Origin of the sequence: Cryobacterium sp. HLT2-28, assembly GCF_004402495.1 — a bacterium.
Lineage (GTDB): Bacteria > Actinomycetota > Actinomycetes > Actinomycetales > Microbacteriaceae > Cryobacterium > Cryobacterium mannosilyticum.
The window spans coordinates 22,394-46,726 of sequence record NZ_SOFH01000016.1 but is presented as its reverse complement, the minus strand read 5'-3'; the positions used below and the strand labels follow the sequence as shown (position 1 = coordinate 46,726).

21 protein-coding genes are annotated in these 24,333 nt (G+C 72.7%); 11 read left to right on the top strand and 10 right to left on the bottom strand.

Annotation, left to right across the window (positions count from 1 at the left end; translation table 11 throughout):
• Nucleotides 1–66 precede the first annotated feature (66 nt).
• The 4 genes from E3O48_RS06315 to nirD form a co-directional block, all read right to left on the bottom strand.
• Complete coding sequence (locus E3O48_RS06315) at nt 67–1,728, bottom strand: FAD-dependent oxidoreductase (protein WP_134510743.1); 1,662 nt, start codon at nt 1,726–1,728, stop codon at nt 67–69.
• Nucleotides 1,721–3,820, bottom strand: coding sequence for a molybdopterin oxidoreductase family protein (locus tag E3O48_RS06310; protein WP_134537746.1), 2,100 nt, complete (start codon nt 3,818–3,820; stop codon nt 1,721–1,723). The genes E3O48_RS06315 and E3O48_RS06310 overlap by 8 nt, the downstream gene beginning before the upstream one ends.
• Before the next feature lie 113 nt (nt 3,821–3,933).
• The gene (locus tag E3O48_RS06305) at nt 3,934–5,388 is read right to left on the bottom strand and encodes an MFS transporter (RefSeq protein WP_134537745.1); all 1,455 of its coding nucleotides are present in this window, start codon (nt 5,386–5,388) and stop codon (nt 3,934–3,936) included.
• 70 nt (nt 5,389–5,458) lie between these two features.
• Nucleotides 5,459–5,857 carry a nitrite reductase small subunit NirD gene (gene nirD / locus E3O48_RS06300; RefSeq protein WP_370249317.1) on the bottom strand — a complete coding sequence of 133 codons (399 nt, stop codon included), beginning with the start codon at nt 5,855–5,857 and terminating at the stop codon, nt 5,459–5,461.
• Nucleotides 5,858–6,090: 233 nt separating this feature from the next.
• Here nirD and nirB point away from each other — a divergent pair, with 233 nt between their 5' ends.
• The 3 genes from nirB to E3O48_RS06285 are packed head-to-tail and all read left to right on the top strand — an operon-like array spanning nt 6,091 to nt 11,059.
• Nucleotides 6,091–8,778 (top strand): nitrite reductase large subunit NirB, encoded by a 2,688-nt coding sequence (nirB, locus tag E3O48_RS06295; protein ID WP_134537744.1) that lies wholly within the window; start codon nt 6,091–6,093, stop codon nt 8,776–8,778.
• A 3-nt stretch (nt 8,779–8,781) separates the two neighbouring features.
• Nucleotides 8,782–9,882: a uroporphyrinogen-III C-methyltransferase gene (gene cobA, locus E3O48_RS06290; protein ID WP_134537743.1), complete on the top strand. Its 1,101-nt coding sequence runs from the start codon at nt 8,782–8,784 to the stop codon at nt 9,880–9,882.
• Nucleotides 9,883–9,934: 52 nt separating this feature from the next.
• A complete protein-coding gene (locus E3O48_RS06285) occupies nt 9,935–11,059 on the top strand; it encodes a uroporphyrinogen-III synthase (protein WP_134537742.1) in 1,125 nt (374 codons plus the stop codon).
• Nucleotides 11,060–11,485: 426 nt separating this feature from the next.
• Here the strand turns inward: E3O48_RS06285 and E3O48_RS06280 are convergent, their stop codons facing one another.
• Nucleotides 11,486–12,406 carry an LLM class flavin-dependent oxidoreductase gene (locus E3O48_RS06280; protein ID WP_134537741.1) on the bottom strand — a complete coding sequence of 307 codons (921 nt, stop codon included), beginning with the start codon at nt 12,404–12,406 and terminating at the stop codon, nt 11,486–11,488.
• A gap of 107 nt (nt 12,407–12,513) precedes the next feature.
• Here E3O48_RS06280 and E3O48_RS06275 point away from each other — a divergent pair, with 107 nt between their 5' ends.
• From E3O48_RS06275 to E3O48_RS06255, 5 genes are all read left to right on the top strand, one after another.
• Entirely contained in the window at nt 12,514–13,275 is a 762-nt protein-coding gene (locus E3O48_RS06275) for an SDR family NAD(P)-dependent oxidoreductase (RefSeq protein ID WP_134537740.1), read from the top strand.
• A 95-nt stretch (nt 13,276–13,370) separates the two neighbouring features.
• On the top strand, nt 13,371–14,549 hold the full coding sequence (locus E3O48_RS06270; protein ID WP_174774766.1) for a M4 family metallopeptidase: 1,179 nt from the start codon (nt 13,371–13,373) through the stop codon (nt 14,547–14,549).
• 25 nt (nt 14,550–14,574) lie between these two features.
• Entirely contained in the window at nt 14,575–14,931 is a 357-nt protein-coding gene (locus E3O48_RS06265) for a protealysin inhibitor emfourin (RefSeq protein ID WP_174774765.1), read from the top strand.
• Nucleotides 14,932–15,005: 74 nt separating this feature from the next.
• Nucleotides 15,006–15,431, top strand: a complete 426-nt coding sequence (locus E3O48_RS06260; RefSeq protein WP_134537739.1) for a pyridoxamine 5'-phosphate oxidase family protein — start codon at nt 15,006–15,008, stop codon at nt 15,429–15,431.
• Nucleotides 15,432–15,441: 10 nt separating this feature from the next.
• The gene (locus E3O48_RS06255) at nt 15,442–16,299 is read left to right on the top strand and encodes an SDR family NAD(P)-dependent oxidoreductase (protein ID WP_134537738.1); all 858 of its coding nucleotides are present in this window, start codon (nt 15,442–15,444) and stop codon (nt 16,297–16,299) included.
• Nucleotides 16,300–16,398: 99 nt separating this feature from the next.
• Here E3O48_RS06255 and E3O48_RS06250 read toward each other — a convergent pair whose 3' ends face one another.
• The 5 genes from E3O48_RS06250 to E3O48_RS06230 all read right to left on the bottom strand — a co-directional run bounded on the left by E3O48_RS06250 (nt 16,399) and on the right by E3O48_RS06230 (nt 20,716).
• Nucleotides 16,399–16,821, bottom strand: coding sequence for a YkvA family protein (locus tag E3O48_RS06250; RefSeq protein ID WP_134537737.1), 423 nt, complete (start codon nt 16,819–16,821; stop codon nt 16,399–16,401).
• Nucleotides 16,818–17,240 carry a hypothetical protein gene (locus tag E3O48_RS06245; RefSeq protein ID WP_134537736.1) on the bottom strand — a complete coding sequence of 141 codons (423 nt, stop codon included), beginning with the start codon at nt 17,238–17,240 and terminating at the stop codon, nt 16,818–16,820. Before E3O48_RS06245 ends, E3O48_RS06250 begins: the two co-directional genes overlap by 4 nt.
• 175 nt (nt 17,241–17,415) lie before the next feature.
• A complete protein-coding gene (locus E3O48_RS06240) occupies nt 17,416–17,787 on the bottom strand; it encodes an FKBP-type peptidyl-prolyl cis-trans isomerase (protein ID WP_134510315.1) in 372 nt (123 codons plus the stop codon).
• Between the two features lie 249 nt (nt 17,788–18,036).
• A complete protein-coding gene (locus tag E3O48_RS06235) occupies nt 18,037–19,254 on the bottom strand; it encodes a PrsW family intramembrane metalloprotease (protein ID WP_134537735.1) in 1,218 nt (405 codons plus the stop codon).
• Between the two features lie 67 nt (nt 19,255–19,321).
• The gene (locus tag E3O48_RS06230) at nt 19,322–20,716 is read right to left on the bottom strand and encodes an FAD-binding oxidoreductase (RefSeq protein ID WP_134537734.1); all 1,395 of its coding nucleotides are present in this window, start codon (nt 20,714–20,716) and stop codon (nt 19,322–19,324) included.
• A 238-nt stretch (nt 20,717–20,954) separates the two neighbouring features.
• On the opposite strand from E3O48_RS06230, the gene E3O48_RS06225 reads away from it, so the two are divergent.
• From E3O48_RS06225 to E3O48_RS06215, 3 genes are all read left to right on the top strand, one after another.
• Complete coding sequence (locus E3O48_RS06225) at nt 20,955–22,535, top strand: AlkA N-terminal domain-containing protein (protein ID WP_134537813.1); 1,581 nt, start codon at nt 20,955–20,957, stop codon at nt 22,533–22,535.
• 48 nt (nt 22,536–22,583) lie between these two features.
• Nucleotides 22,584–23,459 (top strand): fumarylacetoacetate hydrolase family protein, encoded by an 876-nt coding sequence (locus E3O48_RS06220; RefSeq protein WP_134537733.1) that lies wholly within the window; start codon nt 22,584–22,586, stop codon nt 23,457–23,459.
• Nucleotides 23,460–23,538: 79 nt separating this feature from the next.
• Entirely contained in the window at nt 23,539–24,312 is a 774-nt protein-coding gene (locus tag E3O48_RS06215; RefSeq protein ID WP_134537732.1) for a glycosyltransferase family 2 protein, read from the top strand.
• Nucleotides 24,313–24,333 lie beyond the last annotated feature (21 nt).

Here is a 24,333-nt window from a genome sequence, read left to right as displayed (position 1 = left end):
CGGACAAAGCACCCTCGTGGCGACAACGGAGGTGTTTTCTCCGCGACTCAACGCACACTCCCGCCGCTACGACGGGGTCGGCACCGCGAACCGGGTGAGGACCTCGCCGATCCGGGCCTTGCAGCCGCCGCAGCCGGTGCCGGCCCTGGTGGCGGCGGCGATGCAGGCGACCGTCGAGTTGCCGGCGGCGGCCGCATCCGCGATCGTGCCGACGCTGACCCCGTTGCACGAGCACACCGTCGCGTCGGGGGCGAAGGCGTCCCCGCCCGCGCCGGGCACGTCGTCGGGCCCGTCGAAGCGCAGCAGCACCGAGCGGTCGGCGGGAAGTTCGCTGCCGCGCTCGAACAGCAGGGTGAGTTCGGCGGCCGTGCGCGGCATCCCGACGCAGACGAAGCCGGTGAGGATGCCGCCGCGGGTGACCATCTTGACGTAGCGGCCGTGCTCGGGGTCAGCCCACTGGGAAACGCTGACCGGGGTGGCCGTGCATCCGTCGGAGTGGCCGGCGGGCTCGCTGTCCCACGGGTCCGGTGCGGTGTCGCCGCCCGCGACGACGTCGACGCCCTCGGCCTTGAGCATGACGACCGCTGCGGCCTGTGCGGCAAGGCCGCCCGGCGCCCCGAGCTCCGCCGGCGTGGTGTCGGAAGCCGTTCCGGGCGCCCGGCCGGTGAGCCGGGCCGTGAAATCGGCGGCGAGCCGGTGCGCCTGGCGCCAGCCCGGCCCGATCAGCCCGGTCGGACCGCCGGCCGGACGGGCGAGGGAGGCGCCGGGCGCGGCCGGCACCGCGACGTGGGCGCAGTCGCCGATCGCATGGATGGCAGGGTCGGCCCAGCTCCGGAGCGACTCGTCGACGAGGATGCCCGTGGAGACGGGGAGGCCGGCCAGGTGGGCGAGTTCGGTGCGGGCACCGGTGCCGCAGGAGAGCACGAGCAGGTCGCCGCCGATCTGCTTGCCGTCGGCGCAGATGAGGGCGTCGAAGCGCGCCGCTCCGTCGTCGTCGACGTGGAACAGCACGCTCTCGGCCCGGGAGTGGTTGACCATGCTGACCCCCGCCGCGCGGGCCGCGCGGGCGAGCACGGTGCCGCCGCCGCGGTCGAGGTTGCGGTTCATCGGGATCTCGCCGTGGTAGACGACGCAGACCTCGGCGCCGCCCTTCGCCGCCGCGAGCGCGAGTTCCATCCCGAGCACGCCGGCGCCCAGCACCACGATCCGGCCGCCGGTTCGCACGGCGCCGAGCACGGTGTGCGCGTCGTCCAGGTCGCGGAGCGCGACCACACCGCGGGGAAGGGCCGCGCCTGCCGAGTCCAGGATCGCGGCATCCGCCGGCGGCGCCATCAGGTTGCGGCGCAGCCGGGTGACGCCGTCGAGGGTGGGCACATTGGCCCGGGCGCCGGTGGCGAGCACGAGCCGGTCCCAGGGCAGTTCGGCGCCCGTGCCGAGGGTGACCGTGCGCCGGGTGCGGCTGATCGCGGTCACGCTGGTGCCGGTTCGGATGCTCACCCCGGCGGCGACCGCGGCCGCGGTGTCGGTGACCTCGAGGGCCTCACGCCCGGCCCGGCCGACAGCGTAGTCGGCGATCAGCACCCGGTTGTACGCGTCGGCGGCCTCCGCGCCGACCACGGTGAGGGTGGCGAGGCCGGCGCGCACGACGGGGAGCAGTTCCTCGACGAAACGGGCGCCGACCGGTCCGTAGCCAACCAGCACGATGCGTTCGGGGGCCGGCTCAGCCATGGGTGCCTCGTTCCCCGCCGGCGAGGGCGCGCACCCGCACGGTCGTGCGCTTGAATTCGGGCATCCCCGAGACGGGGTCGGTCGTGTCGGCGGTGAGCCGGTTGGCGCTCTGCTCGCCGGGGAAGTGGAACGGCAGGAACACCGTGTCATGGCGGATGTCGCCGGTCACCTCGGCCCGGCAGCGCACCACCCCGCGGGAGCTCGTCACGTCCACCCAGCCTCCGTCGGCGACGCCGAGCTGGGCCGCGGTGGCCGGGTGCAGCTGCAGCCGCGCCTCCGGCCTGGCCAGGACCAGCTCGGGCACCCGGCGGGTCTGCGCCCCCGACTGGTAGTGCTCGAGCAGGCGCCCCGTGATCAGGGTGAGGATGCCGCCCGTCTGGGCAGGGGCATCCGTCACCCCGGCGCGCACGGCGTGGATCCGGGCGCGGCCGTCGGCGTGCCGGAAGCGCTCCTGGAAAAGCCGCGGCGTGCCGGTGGACCCGGCCGGGTAGGGCCAGTAGGCCGGCTCCCCCGTGTCGAGCAGCCCGTAACTGAGCCCGGAGTAGTCGGCGGGGCCGCCCGCGGAGGCGCGGCACAGCTCGTCGAAGACCTCGGCCGGGTCGGTGCGGAAGCTGGAGGGGGCGTTCAGCCGGCGGGCGAGCTCCTGGAAGATCCAGAGTTCGCTACGCACCCCGGCCGGGGCGGCCACCGCGGTGCGGCGACGGATGACGCGTCCCTCGAGCGAGGTCATCGTGCCGTCCTCCTCGGCCCACTGGGTGACCGGCAGCACGACGTCGGCGAGCGCCGCCGTCTCGGAGAAGAAGAAGTCGCAGACGACGAGGAAGTCGAGGGCGGCGAGGCCCGCGCGCACCCGCTCGGCGTTCGGCGCGGAGACGACGACGTTCGCCCCGTGCACGAGCAGGGTGCGGATGCCGTCGGGTTCGCCCATCGAGGCGAGCAGTTCGACCGCGGGGATGCCTGCCCCGGGGATGCTGTCGGGGTGCACTCCCCAGACCCCGGCGACATGCGCGCGGGCGGCCGGGTCGGTGATCTTGCGGTAGCCGGGCAGCTGGTCGCATTTCTGGCCGTGCTCACGGCCGCCCTGCCCGTTGCCCTGGCCGGTCAGCGTGCCGTAGCCGGAGTGGCTGGTGCCGACCAGGCCGAGGATGAGGCTCAGGTTGATCGCGGCGGTGGCGGTGTCGGTGCCGTCGACGTGCTGTTCGACGCCGCGCCCGGTGAGGATGTAGGTGCCGTCGCCGGCCGCGAGCCGCCGGGCCAGGTCGCGCAGCTGCCGGACGGGCACGCCGGTCTGCGCCTGCACCCGCTCGGGCCACCACTGGCCGACGCTGCGGCGCAGTTCGTCGAAGCCGACGGTGCGCCGGTCGATGTAGTCCAGGTCGGCGAGGTTCTCGGTGATGACGATGTTGATCAGGCCGAGCAGCAGCACGAGGTCGCTGCCGGGGGTCGGCTGCAGATGGCTGCCGGCGCCGTTCTCGGTGAGCCGGGCGGTCGCGGTGCGGCGCGGGTCGACGACGATCAGGCCGCCGGCGGCACGCGCGCCCGCCAGGTGCCCGATGAACGGCGGCATGGTCTGGGCCACGTTGGAGCCGAGGATGAGGATGGTGGAGGCGTCGTCGAGGTCCTCGACCGGGAACGGGAGTCCCCGGTCGAGGCCGAAGGCCCGGTTGCCGGCCGCCGCGGCCGAGGACATGCAGAACCGGCCGTTGTAGTCGATCCGGGAGGTGCCGAGGGCGAGCCGGGCGAACTTGCCGAGCTGGTAGGCCTTCTCGTTGGTCAGCCCGCCGCCACCGAACACGCCGACCGAGTCGGCGCCGTGCCCGGCCCGGCCGGCGGCCAGCCGTGCCGCGACCAGGTCGAGCGCGTCGTCCCAGGTCGCGACGGCGAAGCTGCCGTCGGGCTGCCGGAGCATCGGCTCGAGGATTCGTTCGGGTGAGGAGAGCAGTTCGGCGGAGGTCCAGCCCTTCTTGCACAGGCCGCCCCGGTTGGTGGGGAAGTCCCGCCCGGCGACCGTGACGCCGCCGGCGTCGCCGGTGAGCGTCATGGCGCACTGCAGTGCGCAGTACGGGCAGTGGGTCGCGGTGGTCGGTGTCACGGGGTTCCTCCAACGGTAGCGGGGCGGGGCGGTGCGGTGGTCGAGCCTGTCGAGACCTCCGCCGCTGATTTCGACAGACTCAATCACCGGCGGCGGGGCGGTGGTGGGTGGTACTAGATACGGTGCCCGGCCACCGAGGAGCCGCGGCGCAGGTAGACGAAGGCCGTGACCGCCATCATCACGACGTAGGCGCCGACGAAACCGTAGATCGCACCGGTGTAGTCGCCGGTGGTGGTCTTCGAGTAGCCGAGCACCTGCGGGATGATGAACCCGCCGTAGGCGCCGACCGCGGAGATGATGCCGAGGGCCGCGGCGGTCTTGCGCTGGGTGCCGACATCGCCCGAGTCCCGGTGGGCATCCGTCACACCGCTGCGGGCGGCGAACACGCTGGGGATCATCCGGTAGGTGGAGCCGTTGCCGACGCCCCCGGCGACGAAGATGACCAGGAACGCCGCGAGGAAGGCCCAGAAGTTGCCCAGCGGCAGCGTCCAGATCACCAGGAGCGCGCCGACGGCCATGGTGCCGAAGGCCGCGACGGTGACCAGCGCCCCGCCGAACCGGTCGGCGAGCCGGCCGCCGGCCGGGCGGGCGAGGGACCCGACGAGCGCGCCGAGGAACGCGAGCGACAGCGACGCGGAGCCGACCGCGAAGCTGGAGAAGACGGGGAACTGGTCGGCGATGAGCTTGGGGAACACGCTCGCGAAGCCGATGAAGGAGCCGAAGGTGCCGATGTAGAGCACCGCGAGGATCCACAGGTGCGGTTCCCGCACGGCCGCGGCGGAGGCGGCGAAGTCGGCCTTCGCGTTGGAGAGGTTGTCCATATACTTCCACGCGCCCCAGATGGCGACGAGGATGAACGGCACCCAGATGAACCCGGCGAACGGCAGGTTGAGGGTGCCGACGGCGCCGAGGGTGATCGCGATCGGCACGACGAGCTGGGCGATCGCGGCGCCGAGGTTGCCGCCGGCGGCGTTCAGGCCGAGCGCCCAGCCCTTCTGGCTCTGCGGGTAGAAGTAGGTGATGTTCGACATCGAGCTGGCGAAGTTGCCGCCGCCGAACCCGGCGAGCGCCGCCACCAGCAGCATCACGGGGAACGGGGTCTCCGGGTTGCCGACGCAGATGCCGAGCAGGATGGCGGGGATCAGCAGCAGGGCGGCGGAGATCATGGTCCAGTTGCGCCCACCGAAGCGGGGCACCAGGAAGGTATAGGGGAAGCGGAGGGTGGCGCCGACGAGGCTCGGCATCGAGATCAGCCAGAAGATCTGGCCGGTGTCGAAGGTGAAGCCGGCGGTCGGGAGCTGCACCACCACGATGCTCCAGAGCTGCCAGACGACGAAACCGAGGAACTCGGCGAAGATCGACCATTTCAGGTTGCGGGCGGCGATGGCCCGGCCGCCGCCCTCCCATTGCACATGGTTTTCCGGGTTCCAGTTGTCGATCCAGCGGCCGGGCCGGTGCCCGAGCGCGTCGTTGCTGGGGTGCGGGGCCGGGACGGTCGGCGCGCCGGCGGTGATCACGGCAGCGGTGATCACGGCGGCGGTCGCGGGGGGTGTGCTGCTGGGGCTCATCAGGTGCTCCTCTGGGAAAAGGGGTAGGGGAAGGGTTGAGCGGGTGGGAAAAGGGAACGGAACGGAACGGTCAGCCGGCCTGGCCGGCATCCAGCCGCACCTGCACGAGGCCCGCGTCCACCCGCACCGGGAAGGTGCGGAGCGCGTACTCGGCCGTGGTGAAGCAGTGGCCGGTCTCGAGGTCGTAGACCTGCTTGTGCAGCGGAGAGGCGATCGTGGGCCGGTCGCCTTTCGACCCGACGATGCCGCGGCTCATCACGAAGGAGCCCGTGGCCAGGTCCTCATTGGTCACCGCGTACAGGTGGCCGTGCGGCAGCAGCACGAGGGCGAGCTGCTGCCCGTCGATGAGGGCGGCCTCGCCCCAGAGCGGTTCGAGCTGCGCCAGGGCGCAGACGCTGGTCCAGGCGTGCGGGGTCGTGTCCCCGGCGACGGATGCGTCGGGGCGGTCGATCCGGGTGACTGTGGACACGGGGCACCAGACCTTTCTTGACGGGTTGGACGTGCTCGGGGGTTCGTCGGTGTCCCCACGCTAAACAGCGCGTGTTTCGCCGCCCGGCACCCACCGTGACGTTTGCGTGAAAAGAACCTCACCGGCCCTGGGCGGCGCCGTGAGGTCGCGGTCACACATTGTTACCTGGGCGCAACGGAGGGGAAACGCGCCCCTCTTAGGCTGGCCGCACCCCCAACCCGGAAGGCTCAGCCATGGAAAACGTCAGCAGCATCCCCGCTGAGTCCGGCGCCTCCCGCCGGGTGATCGTGATCGGCGGCGGCCCGGCCGCGCACCGGTTCGCCGAGGCGATGGCGGCCCGCGGCACCGGGGGCCACAGCGTCACGGTGATCGGGGAGGAGCCGCACCTCCCCTATGACCGGGTCGCGCTGTCCCGCCGGCTGGTCGACGCCGAGGACCTCACCCTGGGCGACCGTGCCCTCTGGGGCTCCCCCGGCATCCGTTTCCGCGGCGAGTGCCGGGTGACCGGGCTCGACCCGGCGGCGCGCACCGTGACCCTCGACGGCGGTGAGACCGTCGGCTACGACGAGCTCGTCTTCGCGACCGGCTCCGCCGCCAGCGTCCCGCCGATCCCCAATGCTTCGGCCGGCCACGTCTATCGCACGATCGAGGACGTCGACTTCCTCAGCACCGAGGTGACGCGGCTCGCCGACCGGCTCGGCCGGCCCGCGAACGTCGTCGTCGTCGGCGGCGGGCTGCTCGGCCTCGAGGCCGCGGGCGGGCTGGCCCGGCTCGGCGGGCTCGCCACGATCGTGCATTCCGGCCGCTGGCTGATGAGCGCCCAACTCGACGAGGGCGCCGGCCAGGCCCTCGGCCGGCTGATCCAGGCCCAGGGCATCGGCCTCGCCCTCGGCAACCGGCCGACCGAGATCCTCACCTCGCCGACCGGCCGCGTGCTCGGCGTCAGCCTCACCGACGGCACCGCCCTGAACGCCGACCTGGTCGTCTTCTCCATCGGGATCACCCCCCGCGACGAACTCGCCCGCCTGGCCGGGCTCGAACGGGGCCCGCGCGGCGGGATCGCGGTCGGCGAGGACTGCGGATCCTCCGTCCCCGGGATCTGGGCGATCGGCGAGGTGGCCAGCATCGGCGGGGTCTGCGTCGGGCTCGTTGCGCCGGCCAACGCGATGGCCGAGGTCGTCGCCGACCGGCTGCACGGCGGCGCCGCGGTGTTCCCCGGCATCGACGACGCCACCAGGCTCAAGCTGTCCGGGGTCGAGGTCGCGAGCTTCGGCGATGCCCTGGCCGCCACCCCGCACGCCCTCGAGGTCGTCTACGCCGACCCGGCCAGGGGTCTCTACCAGAAGATCGTCGTCACGAACGATGCGAAGACGCTGCTCGGCGGCATCTTCGTCGGTGACGCCGGGCCGTACACCTCCCTCCGCCCCCTGCTCGGCCGGGAGCTCCCCGCCGAACCGGGCGCCTACCTCTCGGCGGCCGGCGCCGAACCGCCGGCCGGCTCCGACCTGCCCGACGACGTGCAGCTCTGCTCCTGCAACAACGTCTCGGTCGGCGCCGTGCGCGCCGCCATCCGCGGTGACGAGGCGGCCGGCCACAGCGAGGCCTGCACCGAACTCGGGCCGCTCAAGGCCTGCACCCGCGCCGGCACCCAGTGCGGTTCCTGCGTCCCCCTGGTCAAGAAGATCCTCGAGACCGAGCTGACCCGGGCCGGAATCGACGTCTCCCGCGCGCTCTGCGAGCACATCGCGCAGAGCCGCAGCGAATTGTTCGAGTCGGTGCGCATCCTGCAGCTGACCTCGTTCGAGCAGATCATGGACCGGTTCGGCAGCGGCCTCGGCTGTGACATCTGCAAGCCCGTGATCGCCTCGATCCTGGCCACCCAGACGTCCGGCTACATCCTCGACTCCGGCCGGGGCGCGCTGCAGGACACCAACGACCGGGCGCTCGCGAACATGCAGAAGGACGGCACCTACTCGGTGGTGCCCCGCATCCCGGGCGGCGAGATCACCCCCGCCGAGCTCAAGGTGATCGCCGAGGTCGCCGCGGACTTCAGCCTGTACACGAAGATCACCGGCGGGCAGCGGATCGACCTGTTCGGGGCCCGCCTGGAGCAGCTGCCCGAGATCTGGAAGATCCTCGTCGACGCCGGCTTCGAGTCCGGGCAGGCCTACGGGAAGTCGCTGCGCACCGTGAAGAGTTGTGTCGGATCGACGTGGTGCCGGTTCGGCGTGCAGGACTCCGTCGCCATGGCGATCAACCTGGAGCTGCGCTACCGCGGGCTGCGCGCACCGCACAAATTCAAGCTCGGGGTGTCCGGCTGCGCCCGCGAGTGCGCCGAGGCCCGCGGCAAGGATGTCGGGATCATCGCGACCGACCTCGGCTGGAACCTCTACGTGGGCGGCAACGGCGGCTTCCAGCCCGCGCACGCCCAGCTGCTCGCCCAGGACCTCGACGACGACACCCTGGTGCGCTACATCGACCGCTACCTGATGTACTACATCCGCACCGCCGACCGGCTGCAGCGCACCGCCCGCTGGCAGGAAGACCTCGACGGCGGCCTCGACCACGTGCGCGACGTGGTCGTCAACGACTCCCTCGGCATCGCCGAGGAACTGGAACGCGCGATGCTCGAACACGTCGGCAACTACGAGGACGAGTGGGCGGCCACGCTGAAGGACCCGGAGCGGCTGCGCCGGTTCCGTTCGTTCGTGAACGCGCCCGAAACCGGCGACCCTGCCGTCGTGCAGGTGCTGGAGCGCGGCCAGCCTCGTCCGGCCCGCCCTGACGAACGCGCCGCCGCGGCGGCCGGGCCCGTGCTGCTTTCCGGAACGACGATCCCGGTCCGCCCGTCCGACCGCCCGGTCGATCCGGCAGCGGGCCCCGCTGCCGGCCTGCCCCGCAGCCAACCGATCGGAGCGTGAACCATGGACATCAACCTCGACCTCGCAGGGCGCCGGGTGCTCGTCTTCGGCGGGCCCCGGCCGGCCAGGCGCGTGCTGGCCCGGTACCTCGCCGCGGGAGCCACCGTCTACCTCGCCACCACCCCGGTCGACGGCCGCACCCCCGACCGGCCGCACCCCGAGGTACGCCCGGTCGAATACCCGCACTTCCCGCACGGCTGGCGCGACCTCGTCTCCGCCGTCGACCTGGTCGTGCTGGTCGACGTCTCCGTGGCCACCGACGGTATCGTCTCCGACGCCTGCGCCACGGCGCGGGTCTGGCTCTCCCGGGAGCGGGCGGCGGCCGTCGCACCCCTCGGCCGGGTCAGCCTGGTCGGCGGCGGGCCCGGCGATGTCGGCCTGCTCACCCTCGCCGCCAGGCGCGCGCTCCGCGACGCCGACGTGGTCTACCACGACCGCCTCGGCCCGACCGACCGGCTCGCGGACTGGTGCCCCGGCGCCGAACTGGTCGACGTCGGCAAGACCCCCGGCCACCACGCCGTGCCGCAGGCCGAGATCGAACGGATGCTGGTGGCCAGCGCCAGGGACGGCCGGACCGTCGTACGGCTGAAGGGCGGCGACCCGTTCGTCTTCGGCCGCGGCGGTGAGGAGGTCATCGCCTGCCGGGCCGCCGGCATCCCGGTCACCGTCATCCCGGGGGTGAGCAGCGCCATCTCGGTGCCCGCCGCCGCCGGCATCCCGGTCACCCACCGCGACGTGAGCCGCATCTTCACGGTGCTCTCCGGGCACGCCCCGCTCAGCGACGCCGAACTCGCGCACCTGGTCGGCCTAGACGGCACGATCGTGGTGCTGATGGGCATCGGCACCCTGCCGCACCTGGCCGGCGGCCTGGCCCGGCACGGGATGACGGCGGGCATGCCGGTCGCGATCATCGAGCAGGGGTACTCCACCCGGCAGCGCACGACCATCACCAGCCTGGGCGAGGTCGCCACGGTGGCCGGCACGCTCGGCGTCCGGTCGCCGGCTGTGCTGGTGTTCGGCGAGGTCGTACGCTTGGCCCAGCAGGATGACACGGCGGCCGTCGAGCTGATGCGGAGCGCCGCCGAACTCGCCGATCTTGGGTAGCCCGCACCAGCGGGCCGCCCGCCCGAACGATACCGGAGACACCATCAGCGACATGGGCAGTGACCCGACCCTTCCGGGGGTGCGCCCCGACCAGCTCGACGGCTTCCGGATCGCCGTGACCAGCGACCGGCGCTCCGAGGACCTCATCGCCGCGTTCGAACGACGCGGGGCGGAGGTCATCCACGCCCCGGCCATCCGCATCGCCGCCACCGCCGACGAGGCCCGGCTCACCGAGGACACCCGGCTGATCATCGCCGCCCGGCCGGACGTGCTGCTCGCCACGACCTCCTACGGCATCCGTCGCTGGTTCGAGGCGGCGGATGCCGCGGGACTCGGCCACGACCTCACCACCACCCTCGAGCACTCCCGCATCCTCGTGCGCGGCCCGAAGGCCCGCGGAGCGGTGCGGGCCGCCGGGCTCGACGACTCGGGGATGAGCGACGAGGAGACCACCCGTTCCCTCGTCGACTATGTGCTCAGGGACGACGCGGCCGGCACCACCGTCGCGGTCCAGCTGCACGGCTACACCGACGAGCCGCAACTCGACCGGTTGCGGGCGGCGGGCGCGAGCGTGCTCACCGTGGCGCCCTACCGCTGGCTGCTGCCGGAGGACTCCGGACGGGTGCTCAAACTTGTCGACCTGATCTGCGCCGGAGGGGTCGACGCGGTCACCTTCACCAGCGCCCCCGCCGTGGAGGCGCTGTTCGGCGCGGCCGACGGGATCGGCCGGCTGGACGACCTGCTCGACGCCCTCAGCGAGACGGTCGTCGCCGCGGCGGTCGGCCCGGTCACCGCCGGCCCGCTCCGGGCCGCCGGGATCGAACCGCTGGTGCCCGACCGGTTCCGGATGGGCGCCCTGATCCGCCAGGTCTGCGACCACCTCGAACACAAGCGCGTGTTCCGGCTGGACACCCGGCACGGCCCGGTCGAGCTCCGCGGCCGGCTGCTCCGGCTGGGCGGCGCCGAAACGGTGCTCGCCCCCGGTTCGCTCACCCTGTTACGCGCCCTGCTCGACCGGCGCGGCTCCGTGATCTCCCGGGCCGAACTCACCATGGCCCTGCCCGACATCACCGACGACCACGCCGTCGACGTGGCGATCAGCCGGCTGCGGCAGGCCCTGCCCGCGCCGGGCCTCGTCGCCACGGTGATCAAACGCGGCTACCGGATCGACGTCTGATCCACAGTCAGGCCGGACGGTGAGCGGCGCTGGCGTCGGCGCCGGCGCCGAGCGCGCCACCTGCGCCGCTGCGCTCCGGGTGCGCCGGGCGCGCAGCGGCACAAATGGAGCGCTCGGCGTCGCACGGGTGCACAGGGGCACCCCGGGATGGTGCCCCCGCCGCGCGAGCCTGCCGCACGAGGCATCCGCTCGGCCCGTCGAATTCGACGGAGATTTTGGGCTCAGCCGCCCGAAAACCGCCCCACAGAGGGCGATCTGGCAAAAATCTCCGTCGAATTCGACGGGGGCGTGTGCGAGGTCCAGGTTGCGTTCATCGACGTCCTCCGGCCGAGGAATCACCGGTCTGTTCCCTCACCGTCTGAAAGGGTTCGACCAGGGTCCGAACGCCGGGCCGGCGCTGGCCGCCCCATGCCCGACCGGAGGCGGTCAGGCGGCAGCCGTGCGCCGCCGGCGGATGCTCGCGGCCACCTCGTCGAGCACGGCCTCCGAGCCGGCATAGATGCCGTCGGCGCGCGGCCAGTGGCTGATCACATCGGTGAAGCCGAGCGCTGCGGCCCGGTCGACGGCGTCGTCGAACGCCGCCACGCTCGCCAGCGAATACGACCCGCCGCTGTCGAGGTTGAGGTACCGGTCGATCGTGGCCGGGTCGCGCCCCTCGGCGCGGGCGGTCTCGTCGAGTCGGGCCGCAAGCCGTTCGACCGAGGCCCACCAGTCGTCGCCGCTGACGCCGTCGGCTCCCGTGGTGACCCAGCCGGCGCCGTGCCGCACGGCCAGGCGCAGCCCCTTCGGCCCGTTGGCCGCGATCACGAACGGGAGCCGGGGCCGCTGGCGGGGCTCCCCGACCATCCGGGCATTGACGGCGCTGGCCCACTCGCCCACGAAGCTGATACCCGTGCTGCCGGTGCTGGTTCCGGTGCCGCCGGGCTGTTCGTGCCGGAGCAGCACGTCCAGCGCGTCGACGAATTCCGCGAACCGCTCGTGGCGCCGGCGCGGAGAGTACCCGGGCTGGCCGAGCACGGAGGCGTCGAAGCCGGTGCCGCCCGAGCCCACGCCGAGGAGCAGGCGGCCGTCCGCGATGTCGTCGAGGGTGGCGAGTTCCTTGGCGAACGGCACCGGATGCCGGAAGTTCGGTGAGGAGACGAAGGTGCCGAGCCGGATCCGCTCGGTCACGACGGCCGCCGCCGTGAGCGTGGGGATGGTCGCGTGCCACGGCTGGTCGGCCAGGCTGCGCCAGGACAGGTGGTCGTAGGTCCAGGCGTGGTCGAATCCGAGCTGCTCCGCCCGTTCCCATTTGAGCCTGGCGACCCGCCACGGGTCCTGCGGGAGGATGACGATTCCGAAACGCATGCTGCGAGTCTACGGACCGCATCCGGCGCAGTCTTCTCAGCCGCCGAGGCCGGTGCTATAACTGGGGCGCACGCTCATCGCGGGCGCGCACAGCAAAGGAGCACCAGATGAGCGCCGCACCCTCCGCCGACCGCTTCGCCGGGAAGACCGCCATCGTCACCGGGGCCGGGTCGGGCATCGGGCGAGCGACCGCCATCCGGCTCGCCCAGGAGGGTGCGACCGTCGTCGTCGCCGACATCGTCGCCGATCGCCTCAGCGAGCTGGTGGCGGAGTTCCCCGACCTCGGTTTCATCACCGTGGCCGGCGACGTGAGCAGCGAGGAGACGACGCAGCGGATTGTCGAGGCCGCGGGACCCCGGATCGATGTGCTCGCCAACGTGGCCGGCATCATGGACGGTTTCCTCCCGCTCGGCGAGGTCGACGACGAGACCTGGGAGCGGGTGTTCCGGGTGAACGTCACCGCGGTGATGCGGCTGACCCGCGCGGTGCTGCCGCGGATGCTCGAGGCCGGCTCAGGCTCGATCGTCAACGTGAGCTCGGAGGCGGGGATCCGGGGCGGCTGCGCCGGAGTGGCCTACACGGCGTCCAAGCACGCGGTGATCGGGCTGACCCGGAACACCTCCGTCATGTATGCCGCGAAAGGCATCCGTTCGAACGCAGTGGCTCCCGGCGGGGTCGCCACCAACATCGAGGCGCCGTTCAAGTCGGCTCTGGCCGGCGAGGCCCTCGGCCCGATCCTGCAATCGATCGTGCCGCCGATCGCGACGTCCGAGCAGCTGGCCGCGGCCATCACCTGGCTGGCCAGCGACGACTCGGCCAACGTCACCGGCACCGTGCTCGCCTCCGACGGCGGCTGGTCCGCGATCTGACCGGCAGCGCGGCACGCGCGCGTCCCCGTCCGAGTGCCCGGAGCAATGGGGGCGCAAGGGGTGCGCCTGTCACCGGCAGGTGACACACTCGAGCCATGACAGGAAGCGTGCACGCCCCGACCCGATGCGCCATCGTCCCGCCCTATCTGCTGGTGCGGCTCGCCCGGCTCGACGACCCGCGGTTCGCCGCGGCCGCCGAGGCGGCCCGCCAGTCCCTCCTCCGCGACTCCCCGCTGCGCACCCACCGCGAGGTGGCGCATCCGCCCCACCGGCCCGACGTGCGAGGCGGCGGGCCGGCGCGGGTGCCGGGTCGGATCGACCGCAGCGTGTCGGATGCCGCCGGCCTCGAGCGCCTGCCGGGTCGCCTGGTGCGGTCCGAGGGGCATCCTCCCGTGCCCGACGTCACGGTCCAGGAGGCCTGGGACGGGCTCGGCAGCACGCACGACCTGTTCTGGAGCCGTTTCCAGCGGGACTCGGTGGACGGCCGCGGGCTGTCCCTCGACGCCACCGTGCACTACGGGCGCAACTACGACAACGCCTTCTGGGACGGCGAACGCATGGTCTTCGGCGACGGTGACGGCCAGGTGTTCAACCGGTTCACCGCGTCGCTGACCGTGATCGGGCATGAGCTCACCCACGGCGTGACCCAGTTCACCGCGAATCTCACCTACCAGGGCCAGTCCGGGGCCGTCAACGAGTCGATGTCCGACGTGTTCGGCTCGCTCGTCGAACAGCACGCGCGGGGCCAGTCGACGGCCGAGGCCGGCTGGCTGATCGGCGAGGGACTCTTCACCGACCAGGTGCAGGGGGTCGCCCTGCGGTCGATGAAGGCGCCCGGCACCGCCTACAACGACGATGTGCTCGGCCGGGACCCGCAACCGGACAGCATGGCCGGCTACGTGGAGACCGAAGACGACAACGGCGGGGTGCACCTGAACTCCGGCATCCCGAACCGGGCGTTCTACCTGGTCGCCGAGGCCCTCGGCGGCAACGCGTGGGAGGCGCCGGGGCAGATCTGGTATGACGCCCTGACCAGCGGCACGCTCGGCAACTCCGTCACCTTCGCCGCCTTCGCCCGGGCCACTGCCCGCGCGGCCGTGAAACGCTACGGGATCGGATCGGAGGAACACCGGGCGGTCGTGGCCGGCTGGACCACGGTCGGCCTCGGCTCCGGCCTGGCGGCCGGGCTCGCGACCGGCCGACCCGGCGGGACGACGCGCCCGGAAGCACAGCGCCCGGAGCAACAGCGCCCGGAAGCACGGCGCCCGGAGTAGCAACGGCCGGAGTAGCATCGGCCGCATGAAGGTCGTCGTGTCACGGAGCGGGGGCATCGCCGGCATCCGCACCACCTGGGAGGTCGACGTCGACGCGCAGCCCGACGCCGCCGACTGGGCCGAGCTGATCACGGCCCTGCCCTGGGCCGAGGTGAGCGCGCGGGCACCCGAACCGGACCGGTTCGTCTACCGCATCCGGTGCGCACCGAACGAGGTGGTCCTCGCCGAACCGCAGGTCTGCGGGCCGTGGAAGGAACTCGTCGACCGGGTCACGGCGTCCCAGCGGGCCGAATCCGGGTCAGGACCACGGCCGGCCGGGACCGGTCATCCCCCTGACTCGCCACTCGGCGGGTTTGGAGCCGACTCCCAGCCTCCCGGATGACCGCTGCCCGGGCCCGGCGGCGGATTGCCGGGACACATGCTCGCATCCGACCCGATGGCGTGGGAATATGGGGCATGGAAACCAACGACCTGTATCCGGTCCGGCACCTCAGCGAAGACGAATGCTGGGAGCTCCTGATCTCGTCGAGTTTCGGGCGCCTCGCGATGAGCATCTCCGGGGAACCCGACATCTACCCGGTCAATTTCATCGCCTCCGACCGGCGACTGGTCTTCCGCACGGCCGAGGGCACGAAACTGCTCGAACTCACCGTGAACGACAAGGTCGCCTTCGAGACCGACGGAATCGGCCGCGACGAGGCCTGGAGCGTCGTCGTGCGGGGACAAGCCCGCGTGCTCGACACCCAGCACGAGATCGAGGCCGCCGACCAGTTGCCGCTGCGTCCCCTCATCCCCACCCTCAAGTACATCTACGTGGAGATCACCCCCCAGGTGATCACCGGACGGCGCTTCCAGCTCGGCCCGGAACCCGACCGCTACTAGGCTCGCCCGCATGACGAACTCACCTGCCGGACACACGCCCAACGTCGTCCTGATCACCGGCACCTCCTCGGGAATCGGGTTGCACGCCGCGATCGCGGCGGCCCAGGCCGGCCACACCGTCGTAGCCACCATGCGCAACCTCGAGGGCACGCGGGCGCTGCTCGACGCCGCCGACGCGACCGGGGTGACCCTCGACATCCGGCGCCTCGACGTGACCGAGGCGCAGTCGGTGACCGAGGTGGTCGCCGGGATCGTCGGCCGCTACGGCCGCCTCGACGCCGTGGTCAACAACGCTGGCTCCGGCCACCTGGGCACGATCGAGAACGAGACCATCGACCAGGTCAGGGCCGTGATGGAAGTGAACTTCTTCGGGGTCGTGGGAGTCACCCGGGCCGCGCTCCCCCATCTGCGCACGAGCCACGGCCGGCTGATCACCGTGACCAGCGTCGGCGGGGTCATCGGGCAGCCGTTCAACGAGGCGTACTGCGCCGCGAAGTTCGCCGTGGAGGGATTCATGGAGAGCCTCGCGCCCGTGGTCCGGTCGGCAGGCGTGTCGGTGACCGTCGTCGAGCCCGGCGCCGTCGCGACCTCGTTCGTCGCCAACGTGGGCTTCGATCCGACCGCGCCGGCTGCCTTCGGCGACCCGTACGCGGCCGGCCTCGCCGCCTACCTCGCCCGCGCGGGCTCCTCGTTCGCCTCGGCGCAGACGGCCGAGAGCGCCGGTTCCGTGGTCGCCGCCCTGCTCGACGGCGACGTCCCGCCCTTCCGGGTGCAGACCTCGGATGCCGCCCGCCAGTTCGTCGGCGTCAAGCTCGCCGACCTCGACGGCTCGGCCGTGCAGCGACTCACCAGCGACCGGATCGCCTAGCGGCCGGATCGCCCAGCGACCGGATCGCCCAGCGACCCGATCGCCCAGCGACCGGATCGCCCGGCCCCGGCCCACCGGCTCGGGGAGCCAGGCTCTTGGTCAGATCCCGGCCAGGGTGCGCAGCGCCGCGAGTCCCTGCGGAGTGCCGGGCCAGTGCCGCTCGATCGCCTCCGCGCCCGCGCGGCGGGTGACGAACCGCAGCACGAGGGCCACGATGATCGCGTCGTCCGCGTAGCCCAGCACCGGGATGAAGTCCGGCACCAGGTCGATCGGCGAGAGGAGATACCCGAGGAGCACGACCAGCCAGACCCGCACCCCGGCCGAAACGGTCCGGTCGGCCGCCAGGCGCCGAAGCAGCCGCACCACGTCGGGGATCAGGCGCAGCGCGTCTCGCAGCCGGGTCGGGTCGGATTGTTTGCGGGCCGCCCTCCAGAGCAGGCCGACCAGCACCAGCCACAGCAGCAGGATGCCGCCGGCAACGCCGAGCACGATCTCCCACCACTCGGGGCCGGTCGGGCTCACGAGACCAGGTCGTCGCCGGAGAGCCGGATCAGCCGCAGCAGCGCCAGGGCGTAGGCATCCGCCGGGTCGGCCGCGTCATGGCTCTCGTCGGCGCCGGCCACAGCGATCCGCACCCGGTAGGCGTCTTCGCCGAGCCGGGTGAGCGAGCGGAAGGTGCTGCGGAGCAGGTCGCGCACCTGGTCCTCGCGCGGCAGCCAGAGCGCGTCCTCGAGGGCCAGCGAATCGAGTGCCCACTCGGTGGTGCCGTTGAAGCCGAGGATGGTGCCGGTGTCGAACTCGTGCGGTTCGATGGTCATGTCGCTGACCGTGAAGACGTCGTTCTCGAAGCCCGAACGATCGATCCGGAAAGCGTCTCCCGAGACCGGGCGCCAGCGCAGCCCGGCGTCGGCCAGGGCGCGTGCGCAGTCGATTGAGATCATGGCCCATTATCTCCGCCCACGAGCGTTGTCGGGGTAACCATCTTCCCGGAACCCGCAGCAGCGCCGGCTCCGTGCGGTCGAGCCGCATCCCGGTGGTCGAGCGTGCCGAGACCAGCCCCTTGGGCGGGTCTCGAGACGGTCGACCACCGGAGGCTCGACCACCGGTGCTCGAGTCCTAGCTGACACCGAGCAGGTCGATCACGAAGATCAGGGTCTGGCCGGAGAGGCGGTGTCCGCCGCCCGCGGGGCCGTAGGCCAGGTGCGGCGGCACGACGAGCTTGCGGCGCCCGCCGACCTTCATCCCGGGGATGCCCTGCTGCCAGCCGGCGATCAGGGAGCGAAGGGGGAAGTTGATCGACTGGCCGCGGCTCCACGACGAGTCGAATTCGTCCCCGGTGTCGTACTCGACGCCGAGGTAGTGCACGTCGACGGTGGCGCCGGGGGTCGCCTCGGCGCCCTCGCCAACCACGATGTCGGTAACGGTGAGGGCCTCGGGCGCGGGGCCCTCCGGCGCGTCGAGTTCGGGCTTGGAGTTCAAATCAGTCATGGTCCTATCCAACCCGATCCGGCCGCCGATCGCACACCGGGAAATTCCCCCTTGCGCGAACGGGGCCGGGAGGCGCACTATGAAGTCAGTAACTCGCCGCTCCGGGAGAGTCGTCGGCATTGCCACACCACCGGGCGGCGAGTTCTTTGTCTGCCAGGGACCCGCCGTCTGCCAGGGACCCGCCGTCTGCCAGGGACCCGCCGCGGATCTGCCGCGCGGGTCAACCCCGGCGGATGCCGCGTGCCCCGGTCAGCGCACCGGTCCGGCTGCGCCGACCAGGGCGGCCCGATCGTGCTGCACCAGCGCCAGAAGCTCTGCCTCGTCGGCTCGGTCGACGTTGCCGGCGCTGCCGTTGAGCATCCGCTGGCGGGCGAAGGCGAGGCGGGTGGCATCCGTGATGAAATCATGCATCCCGGTGCGCCGGTCCCGGCTCTGGCGCGCCGCCCAGCCCCGCGCCTGCCGCCGCCCCTGCGGGGTGGCCAGCATCTCGACCTCGGCCGCGGAGAACCAGCCGGCCGCCGCGTACTCCATCAGGCAATGCTTCGTGATCCGCTCCTCCTGGCGGCGCAGCAGCACCACCACCACGACCGCCGTGGTGAACAGCGGAACCTGCACGAGCAGATAGTAGGAGATCAGGCCGGTGTCGCCGACGAGCAGGTAGAACGCCCCGTTCCAGAGCGCGTGCAGCGCGATGGCGCAGACCAGCCCGAGCAGCACGATGCCGACCGCGCCCCCGGCCCGGCGGCGGGTGGCCAGCCCGAATGCGATGCCGGTGCACGCGGTGAACATGACGTGGGCGAACGGCGAGAGCACGCCGCGCACCAGGAAGGTGAAGCCGAGGGTCCCTGCGCCGCCTTCGATCATCGCGACCCCGAAGTACTGGATGTTCTCGGAGAAGGCGAAGCCCGCCGCGATCGTCGCGGCGTAGACCACGCCGTCGACCGGCCCGTCGAAGCGGCGCCGCATCGCCCAGAACAGCAGCAGGATGCCGGCGCCCTTCGCGGTCTCCTCGACGATCGGCGCCTGGATCACGCCGGTGAGGAAGTCGGCGCCGTCGCCGGTCGCGGCCGCGCCGGTGGCGGCCAGGGCCAGCTTGACCCCGAGGTCGAAGACCAGGGCGGAGACGACGGACACCCCGGCACCCCAGAGCAGAGCGAACCAGAGCGCCGGCCTCGGCTCAGGCTCCCACCGGTCGATCCAGCGCACCGCGAGCAGGATCACGCTGAGCGGCACGAGCGCCAGCGCGAGGCAGATGAGCAGCGCGCCGGGGCCGAGGAAGGTGGAGAGGTAGACCAGGACGAGCAGCAGCGCCGCACCGGCGACGACGATCCCGACGATCGCGAGCCCGACCGCGGCAGCGCGGGGGCGGCGCACCGGGGTGGTCCAGACCTGCCGCACCGGGTGGAGCGCCGGGTTCACCTCGGGGGCGGCCGAGGATCGTTCGGGTACCGGGGTCTCGAAAGCCATGCGCAACACATTACTGGTGGCCGAGGCGTTCCGCGCCGCCGGCCGGCACGCGAACCCGGTCCCGTGGTCAGGACGCGAACATGGTCCCGGGGTTCAGGATGCCCAGCGGGTCGAACACGGTCTTGATCCGTCGCTGCAGGTCGAAGCTCGTGTCGCCGAGCTCCTCGGCCAGCCAGCGCCGCTTCAGCACTCCCACCCCGTGCTCCCCGGTGAGGGTGCCGCCAAGGTCGAGCGCGGCCCGGAACAGTTCACCCGCCGCCGCCCAGATCGGCTCGGGGACCACCTGGTCGTCGTCGCCGCGGAGCCGGTCGACGGGGATGACGAAGTTCGGATGCAGGTTGCCGTCACCGGCGTGGGCGATGGTGGGGATCGGCACGCCGGTGCGCGCGCTGATCTCGGCGATCCGATCGAACATCTCCTTCATCCGGGACCGCGGCACGCAGACGTCCTCGATCAGCACCTGGCCGTGGGCTGCCAGCGCGGGGTGAGCGGCCCGCCGCACGGCGAGCAGTCGCTCGGCCGAGGCGGCATCCGTGGAGACCCGGGCCTCGCCGCCCGCCGCGCGGAGCACGGCCACGGCCTGCTCGGCCTCCGCCCGGGCGGCCGGCCCGTCCGTCTGCAGCAGCAGGAACGCGCCCCAGCCGAGCGGCAGCCCGGCCGACGCCGCCGGCCCGAGGTGCGCCGCGATCAGGGCGAGGGCGACGGGGTCGATCAGTTCCATCACGGCCGGGCGGATCCTGGCCGCCGTGACCTGGGCGGATGCCGCGGCGGCCTCGGCGACGTCGGCGAACACCGCCCCGATCGTCACCGTCTCCCCCGCGGTGATCGCCCGGGCGCGCACGACCGCCTCGACGATCACGCCCAGGGTGCCCTCCGACCCGGTCAGCAACGCGGTCAGGTCGTAGCCGGTGACGCCCTTGACGGTGCGCCGCCCGGTGCGGAGCAGGCTGCCGTCGGCGAGCACAACCGTCAGCCCGAGCACGGCCTCCCTCGTCACGCCGTACTTCGCGCAGAGCAGCCCGCCCGCATTGGTCGCGATGTTGCCGCCCACGGTGGAGATGGCTTTGCTGGCCGGGTCGGGGGCGAACCAGAGGCCGTGCTCGAGGAGGGCGTCGTTCAGCTGCTGGTTGATCACGCCGGGTTCGACCACCGCCAGTTCGTCCTCCGGCCGGATCTCGAGGATGCGGTTCATCCCGGCGACGCTGAGCACGATCGACCCGTCGGTGCCGCAGGCTCCCCCGGCCAGGCCGGTCCCGGCGCCGCGGGTGACCACCGGGACGCGCCATTCCGAGGCGATCCGCAGCGTCGCCTGCACGTGCTCGACCGTTCCGGCCCGCACCACCGCCAGCGGCAGCCCGGCGGCCACCCACCCGGACTTGTCGGCGCGGGCGGCCGACAACTCGGCCGGGTCGACGCTCACGATGGTGCCCAGTTCGGCCTGCAGTCGCTCCAATGCGGTCATCCCGCCACAGTACCGGCCGGCCGGACTGCCCGGCGCCCGGTGCCTCCGGGAGCGGCCCGGGCGCGGTGATGTCCGATTCCCGCTATCGGGGTGGTCCCGGACCTGTCAGGCTGGGAGCGTGAAGCCGCCCGAACTCAGCCAGCAGGCGCCGCGCCCGCCCGTGACTCCCCCCACCGGGGCGCGCGCCGCGGCAGGAGCCGGGGCCGCCGACCCGGACTTCGCCGAGCGGTACCGCGCGATGTCGTCCCGGGATTCCCGGTTCGACGGGCAGTTCATCACCGGTGTGCATTCCACCGGCATCTACTGCCGGCCGAGCTGTCCGGCCGTCACCCCGAAGCCGTCGAACGTGTCGTTCTACCTCACCAGCGCCGCCGCCCACGAGGCCGGCCTGCGCGCCTGCAAACGCTGCCTGCCGGATGCCGTGCCCGGCTCGCCCGACTGGAACGTCCGCGACGACCTCGCCGCCCGGGCGATGCGGCTGATCGCCGACGGCGCGGTCGAGCGGGAGGGCGTGACCGGGCTGGCCGCGCGGCTCGGCTACAGCGAACGGCACCTCACCCGGGTTCTCGTCGACGAGCTCGGCGCCGGCCCGCTCGCCCTCGCCCGAGCGCACCGAGCGCAGACCGCCCGGCTGCTGCTCGGCACGGGACTTCCGATCAGCGAGGTCGCCTTCGCCGCCGGTTTCGGCAGCATCCGCCAGTTCAACGACACCATCGCCGCCGTCTACGAACGCACGCCGTCGGAGCTGCGGAGCAGGATGCAGTGGGCCTCCCGGGCCGGCAAGGCGAACCCGCACGGGGCCGACGAAAAGTGGGCCCGCGGAAGCGGGGCCCGCCGGAACGACGCCGGCCAGAACGGAGCCGAGCGGGCCGCCGCACAGCGCGACGAACCGGCCCGCGAGCCGGGCATCGGCACAAGCGTCACCCTGCAGCTACCGGCCCGGGCGCCGTTCGACGGCCCGGGAGTGCTCGGCTTCCTCGGCGTGCGCGCGATCCCCGGCGTCGAGGCGGCCACCGCGGACACCTACTCTCGCACCCTCCGGCTGCCGAACGGCTTCGCCGCGGTCGAGCTGTCCCTGGCCGGCACCCCGGCCGCCCCGCTCATCGGCTGCGTCGCCCGGCTGACCAGCCTCGCCGACCTCGCCCCGCTGGTCAGCCGGGTGCGTCGCCTGCTCGACCTCGACGCCGACGCCCAGGCGATCGACCTGGCCCTGGCGGCCGACCCGCTTCTGGCCGCCACGGTCGCCGGAACCCCGGGCATCCGGCTGCCGGGCAGCATGGACCCGGAGGAGACCCTGTTCCGCGCCCTGCTCGGCCAGCAGGTCTCCGTCGCGGCCGCCCGCACGGCGCTCTCCCGCCTCGCCGAGGCCCTCGGCGACCCGTTCCCGGATGCCGGCGCCGGCCAGGGGCTGACCCGGCTGTTCCCGACCGCCGCCCGGATCGCGGCCGACGGCCGCGACGTGCTGCGCGGGCCGGCCGCACGGATCGACACGGTCATCCGGGTCGCCGAGGCCCTCGCCTCCGGCGACCTGGTGCTCTCCTACGGCCAGGCCAGGGAGACACTGGAGTCGAACCTGGTCGCGCTGGCCGGGATCGGACCGTGGACGGCCGGCTACGTGGCCATGCGGGTGCTGGGCAGCCCCGACATCCTGCTCACCAGCGACCTGGCCCTGCGGCAGGGAGCCGCGCGGCTGTCCCTTCCCGCGGATCCGAAACGGCTCGCCGCGGCCGGCGCCGGCTGGGCACCCTGGCGCAGCTACGCGGGCATGCACCTGTGGCGGGCGGCCGGCACGCCCGCCTTCGCGCCGGAACCGGCCTGAACGGCCCGGCCACAGGCAAACCCCTCCGGCGGCCGATAGCCTGAACAGGTGAAATTCGCGCACCTCAGAGTTGATGGCCAGTCCACCCCCCGTCTCGCCGCCGTTTTCGACGACTCGGCGGTGTTCCTCGACGACATCATCGACGACGCCCCGCGCGACCTTCAAGACCTGATCGAGAAGGGCGACGAGGAATACGACCGGGTGCGCGCGCTGGCCCTGAACGCCGTGTCGCACGGCGCCACCCTCACCCCGCTCGACGAGCTGCGGTACTCCTCCGCCGTGCTCCGCCCGCCGCAGATCATCGCCATCGGCGCCAACTACGCCGCCCACTCCTCCGAGCTGAAGCTCCGCTCGGAGTCGGCGGCGACCGTGTTCTCGCTCTGGCCCAACTCGCTCACCGGCCACGAGTCGACCATCACCTGGGCGACCGACCAGACCACCCAGGTCGACTACGAGGCGGAGGTCGGGGTCATCATCGGCCGGGCCGCCCGGAACGTGGCGGTGCAGGACGCCCTCGACTACGTCTTCGGCTACACGGTCGTCAACGACATCACCGCCCGCGACCTGCAGTTCTCCGAAGCGCAGTGGTCGCGCTGCAAGTCCTTCGACGGCTTCACTCCGACCGGCCCGGTGGTCGTCACCGCCGACGAGGTCGGCGATCCGCAGGACCTGTGGCTGACCACCCACGTCGACGGCCGCCTCCTGCAGGACGCCTCCAGCGGCGACATGGTGCGAACGGTCGCGGAGATCATCGCCTACCTGTCGACGACGTCGACCCTGCTGCCGGGCACCCTCATCTCCACCGGCAGCCCGGGCGGCGCCGGCTACAGCCGGAAGCCCCCGGTGTTCCTCAGGGACCGGTCGACCGTCACCGTGGCGATCGACAAGATCGGCCTGCTGACCACCCACTGCCGCGCGCTCTGAGCCCGGCAGGCCCGGCCGGATCGGCGGCGCGAGCGTAGGCTCGGCCCCAGAAGCCGGTTCGGACGGAGAGGCGGATGTCATGGCTACGATCTCCGTCGTCATCCCGTGCTACAACGACGCGGGCTTCCTGGCCGTCTGCCTCGCCGCGCTCGCGGCCCAGACCCGCCCTGCCGACGAGGTCATCGTCGTCGACAACAGCAGCACGGATGCCTCGGCCGCCGTGGCCCGCGCCGCCGGCGCCCGCGTCCTCCCGGCCCCCATTCCCGGGATCTGGCCGGCCGCGTCGACCGGGTTCGACGCGGCGACCGGGGAGGTGATCGCCCGGCTCGACGCGGACTCGATCCCGCCGGTCGACTGGCTCGCCAGGATCGACGCGACCCTGACGGCATCCCCCGAGGTGGACATCCTTACCGGCCCCGGCGACTTCTACGATTGCTCGCCGGCCCTGGCCAGGCTCGGCCGGGTCGCCTACATCGGCGGCTACTTCCGGGCGATCGGGCTGTGGCTGGCCAGGCCGCCGGTCTTCGGCTCCAATTTCGCCATGCGCCGGGCCGTCTGGCTCGAACTGCGCGGGCAGGTGCACCGGGACCGGGCGGACATCCACGACGACCTTGACCTCAGCCTCCACCTCGGACCGTCGATCACGGTCGTCTACCAGCACACCCTGCGGGTGGGCATCTCGGCCCGGCCGTTCCAGACCTGGGCCGGGCTCCGGCGCCGACTGGAGTGGGCGTACCGCACCCTCGCGCTGCACTGGCCCGCGGCCTCGCCATGGCGGATCCGGGCCGCACGACGTGCCTGGCGTGCCGGAGCCGCCGACCGAGCCGGGCAGGAGCGCCGCGAACCGGCCTAGCGGAGCGGCATCCGTTCAGGG

Coding starts and splice junctions, on each gene's coding strand:
- E3O48_RS06315 (WP_134510743.1), bottom strand. CDS start 1,728: ATGGCTGAGCCGGCCCCCGAACGCATCGTGCTGGTTGGCTACGGACCG.
- E3O48_RS06305 (WP_134537745.1), bottom strand. CDS start 5,388: ATGAGCCCCAGCAGCACACCCCCCGCGACCGCCGCCGTGATCACCGCT.
- nirB (WP_134537744.1), top strand. CDS start 6,091: ATGGAAAACGTCAGCAGCATCCCCGCTGAGTCCGGCGCCTCCCGCCGG.
- cobA (WP_134537743.1), top strand. CDS start 8,782: ATGGACATCAACCTCGACCTCGCAGGGCGCCGGGTGCTCGTCTTCGGC.
- E3O48_RS06285 (WP_134537742.1), top strand. CDS start 9,935: ATGGGCAGTGACCCGACCCTTCCGGGGGTGCGCCCCGACCAGCTCGAC.
- E3O48_RS06280 (WP_134537741.1), bottom strand. CDS start 12,406: ATGCGTTTCGGAATCGTCATCCTCCCGCAGGACCCGTGGCGGGTCGCC.
- E3O48_RS06275 (WP_134537740.1), top strand. CDS start 12,514: ATGAGCGCCGCACCCTCCGCCGACCGCTTCGCCGGGAAGACCGCCATC.
- E3O48_RS06270 (WP_174774766.1), top strand. CDS start 13,371: ATGACAGGAAGCGTGCACGCCCCGACCCGATGCGCCATCGTCCCGCCC.
- E3O48_RS06265 (WP_174774765.1), top strand. CDS start 14,575: ATGAAGGTCGTCGTGTCACGGAGCGGGGGCATCGCCGGCATCCGCACC.
- E3O48_RS06260 (WP_134537739.1), top strand. CDS start 15,006: ATGGAAACCAACGACCTGTATCCGGTCCGGCACCTCAGCGAAGACGAA.
- E3O48_RS06255 (WP_134537738.1), top strand. CDS start 15,442: ATGACGAACTCACCTGCCGGACACACGCCCAACGTCGTCCTGATCACC.
- E3O48_RS06245 (WP_134537736.1), bottom strand. CDS start 17,240: ATGATCTCAATCGACTGCGCACGCGCCCTGGCCGACGCCGGGCTGCGC.
- E3O48_RS06240 (WP_134510315.1), bottom strand. CDS start 17,787: ATGACTGATTTGAACTCCAAGCCCGAACTCGACGCGCCGGAGGGCCCC.
- E3O48_RS06235 (WP_134537735.1), bottom strand. CDS start 19,254: ATGGCTTTCGAGACCCCGGTACCCGAACGATCCTCGGCCGCCCCCGAG.
- E3O48_RS06230 (WP_134537734.1), bottom strand. CDS start 20,716: ATGACCGCATTGGAGCGACTGCAGGCCGAACTGGGCACCATCGTGAGC.
- E3O48_RS06225 (WP_134537813.1), top strand. CDS start 20,955: ATGTCGTCCCGGGATTCCCGGTTCGACGGGCAGTTCATCACCGGTGTG.
- E3O48_RS06215 (WP_134537732.1), top strand. CDS start 23,539: ATGGCTACGATCTCCGTCGTCATCCCGTGCTACAACGACGCGGGCTTC.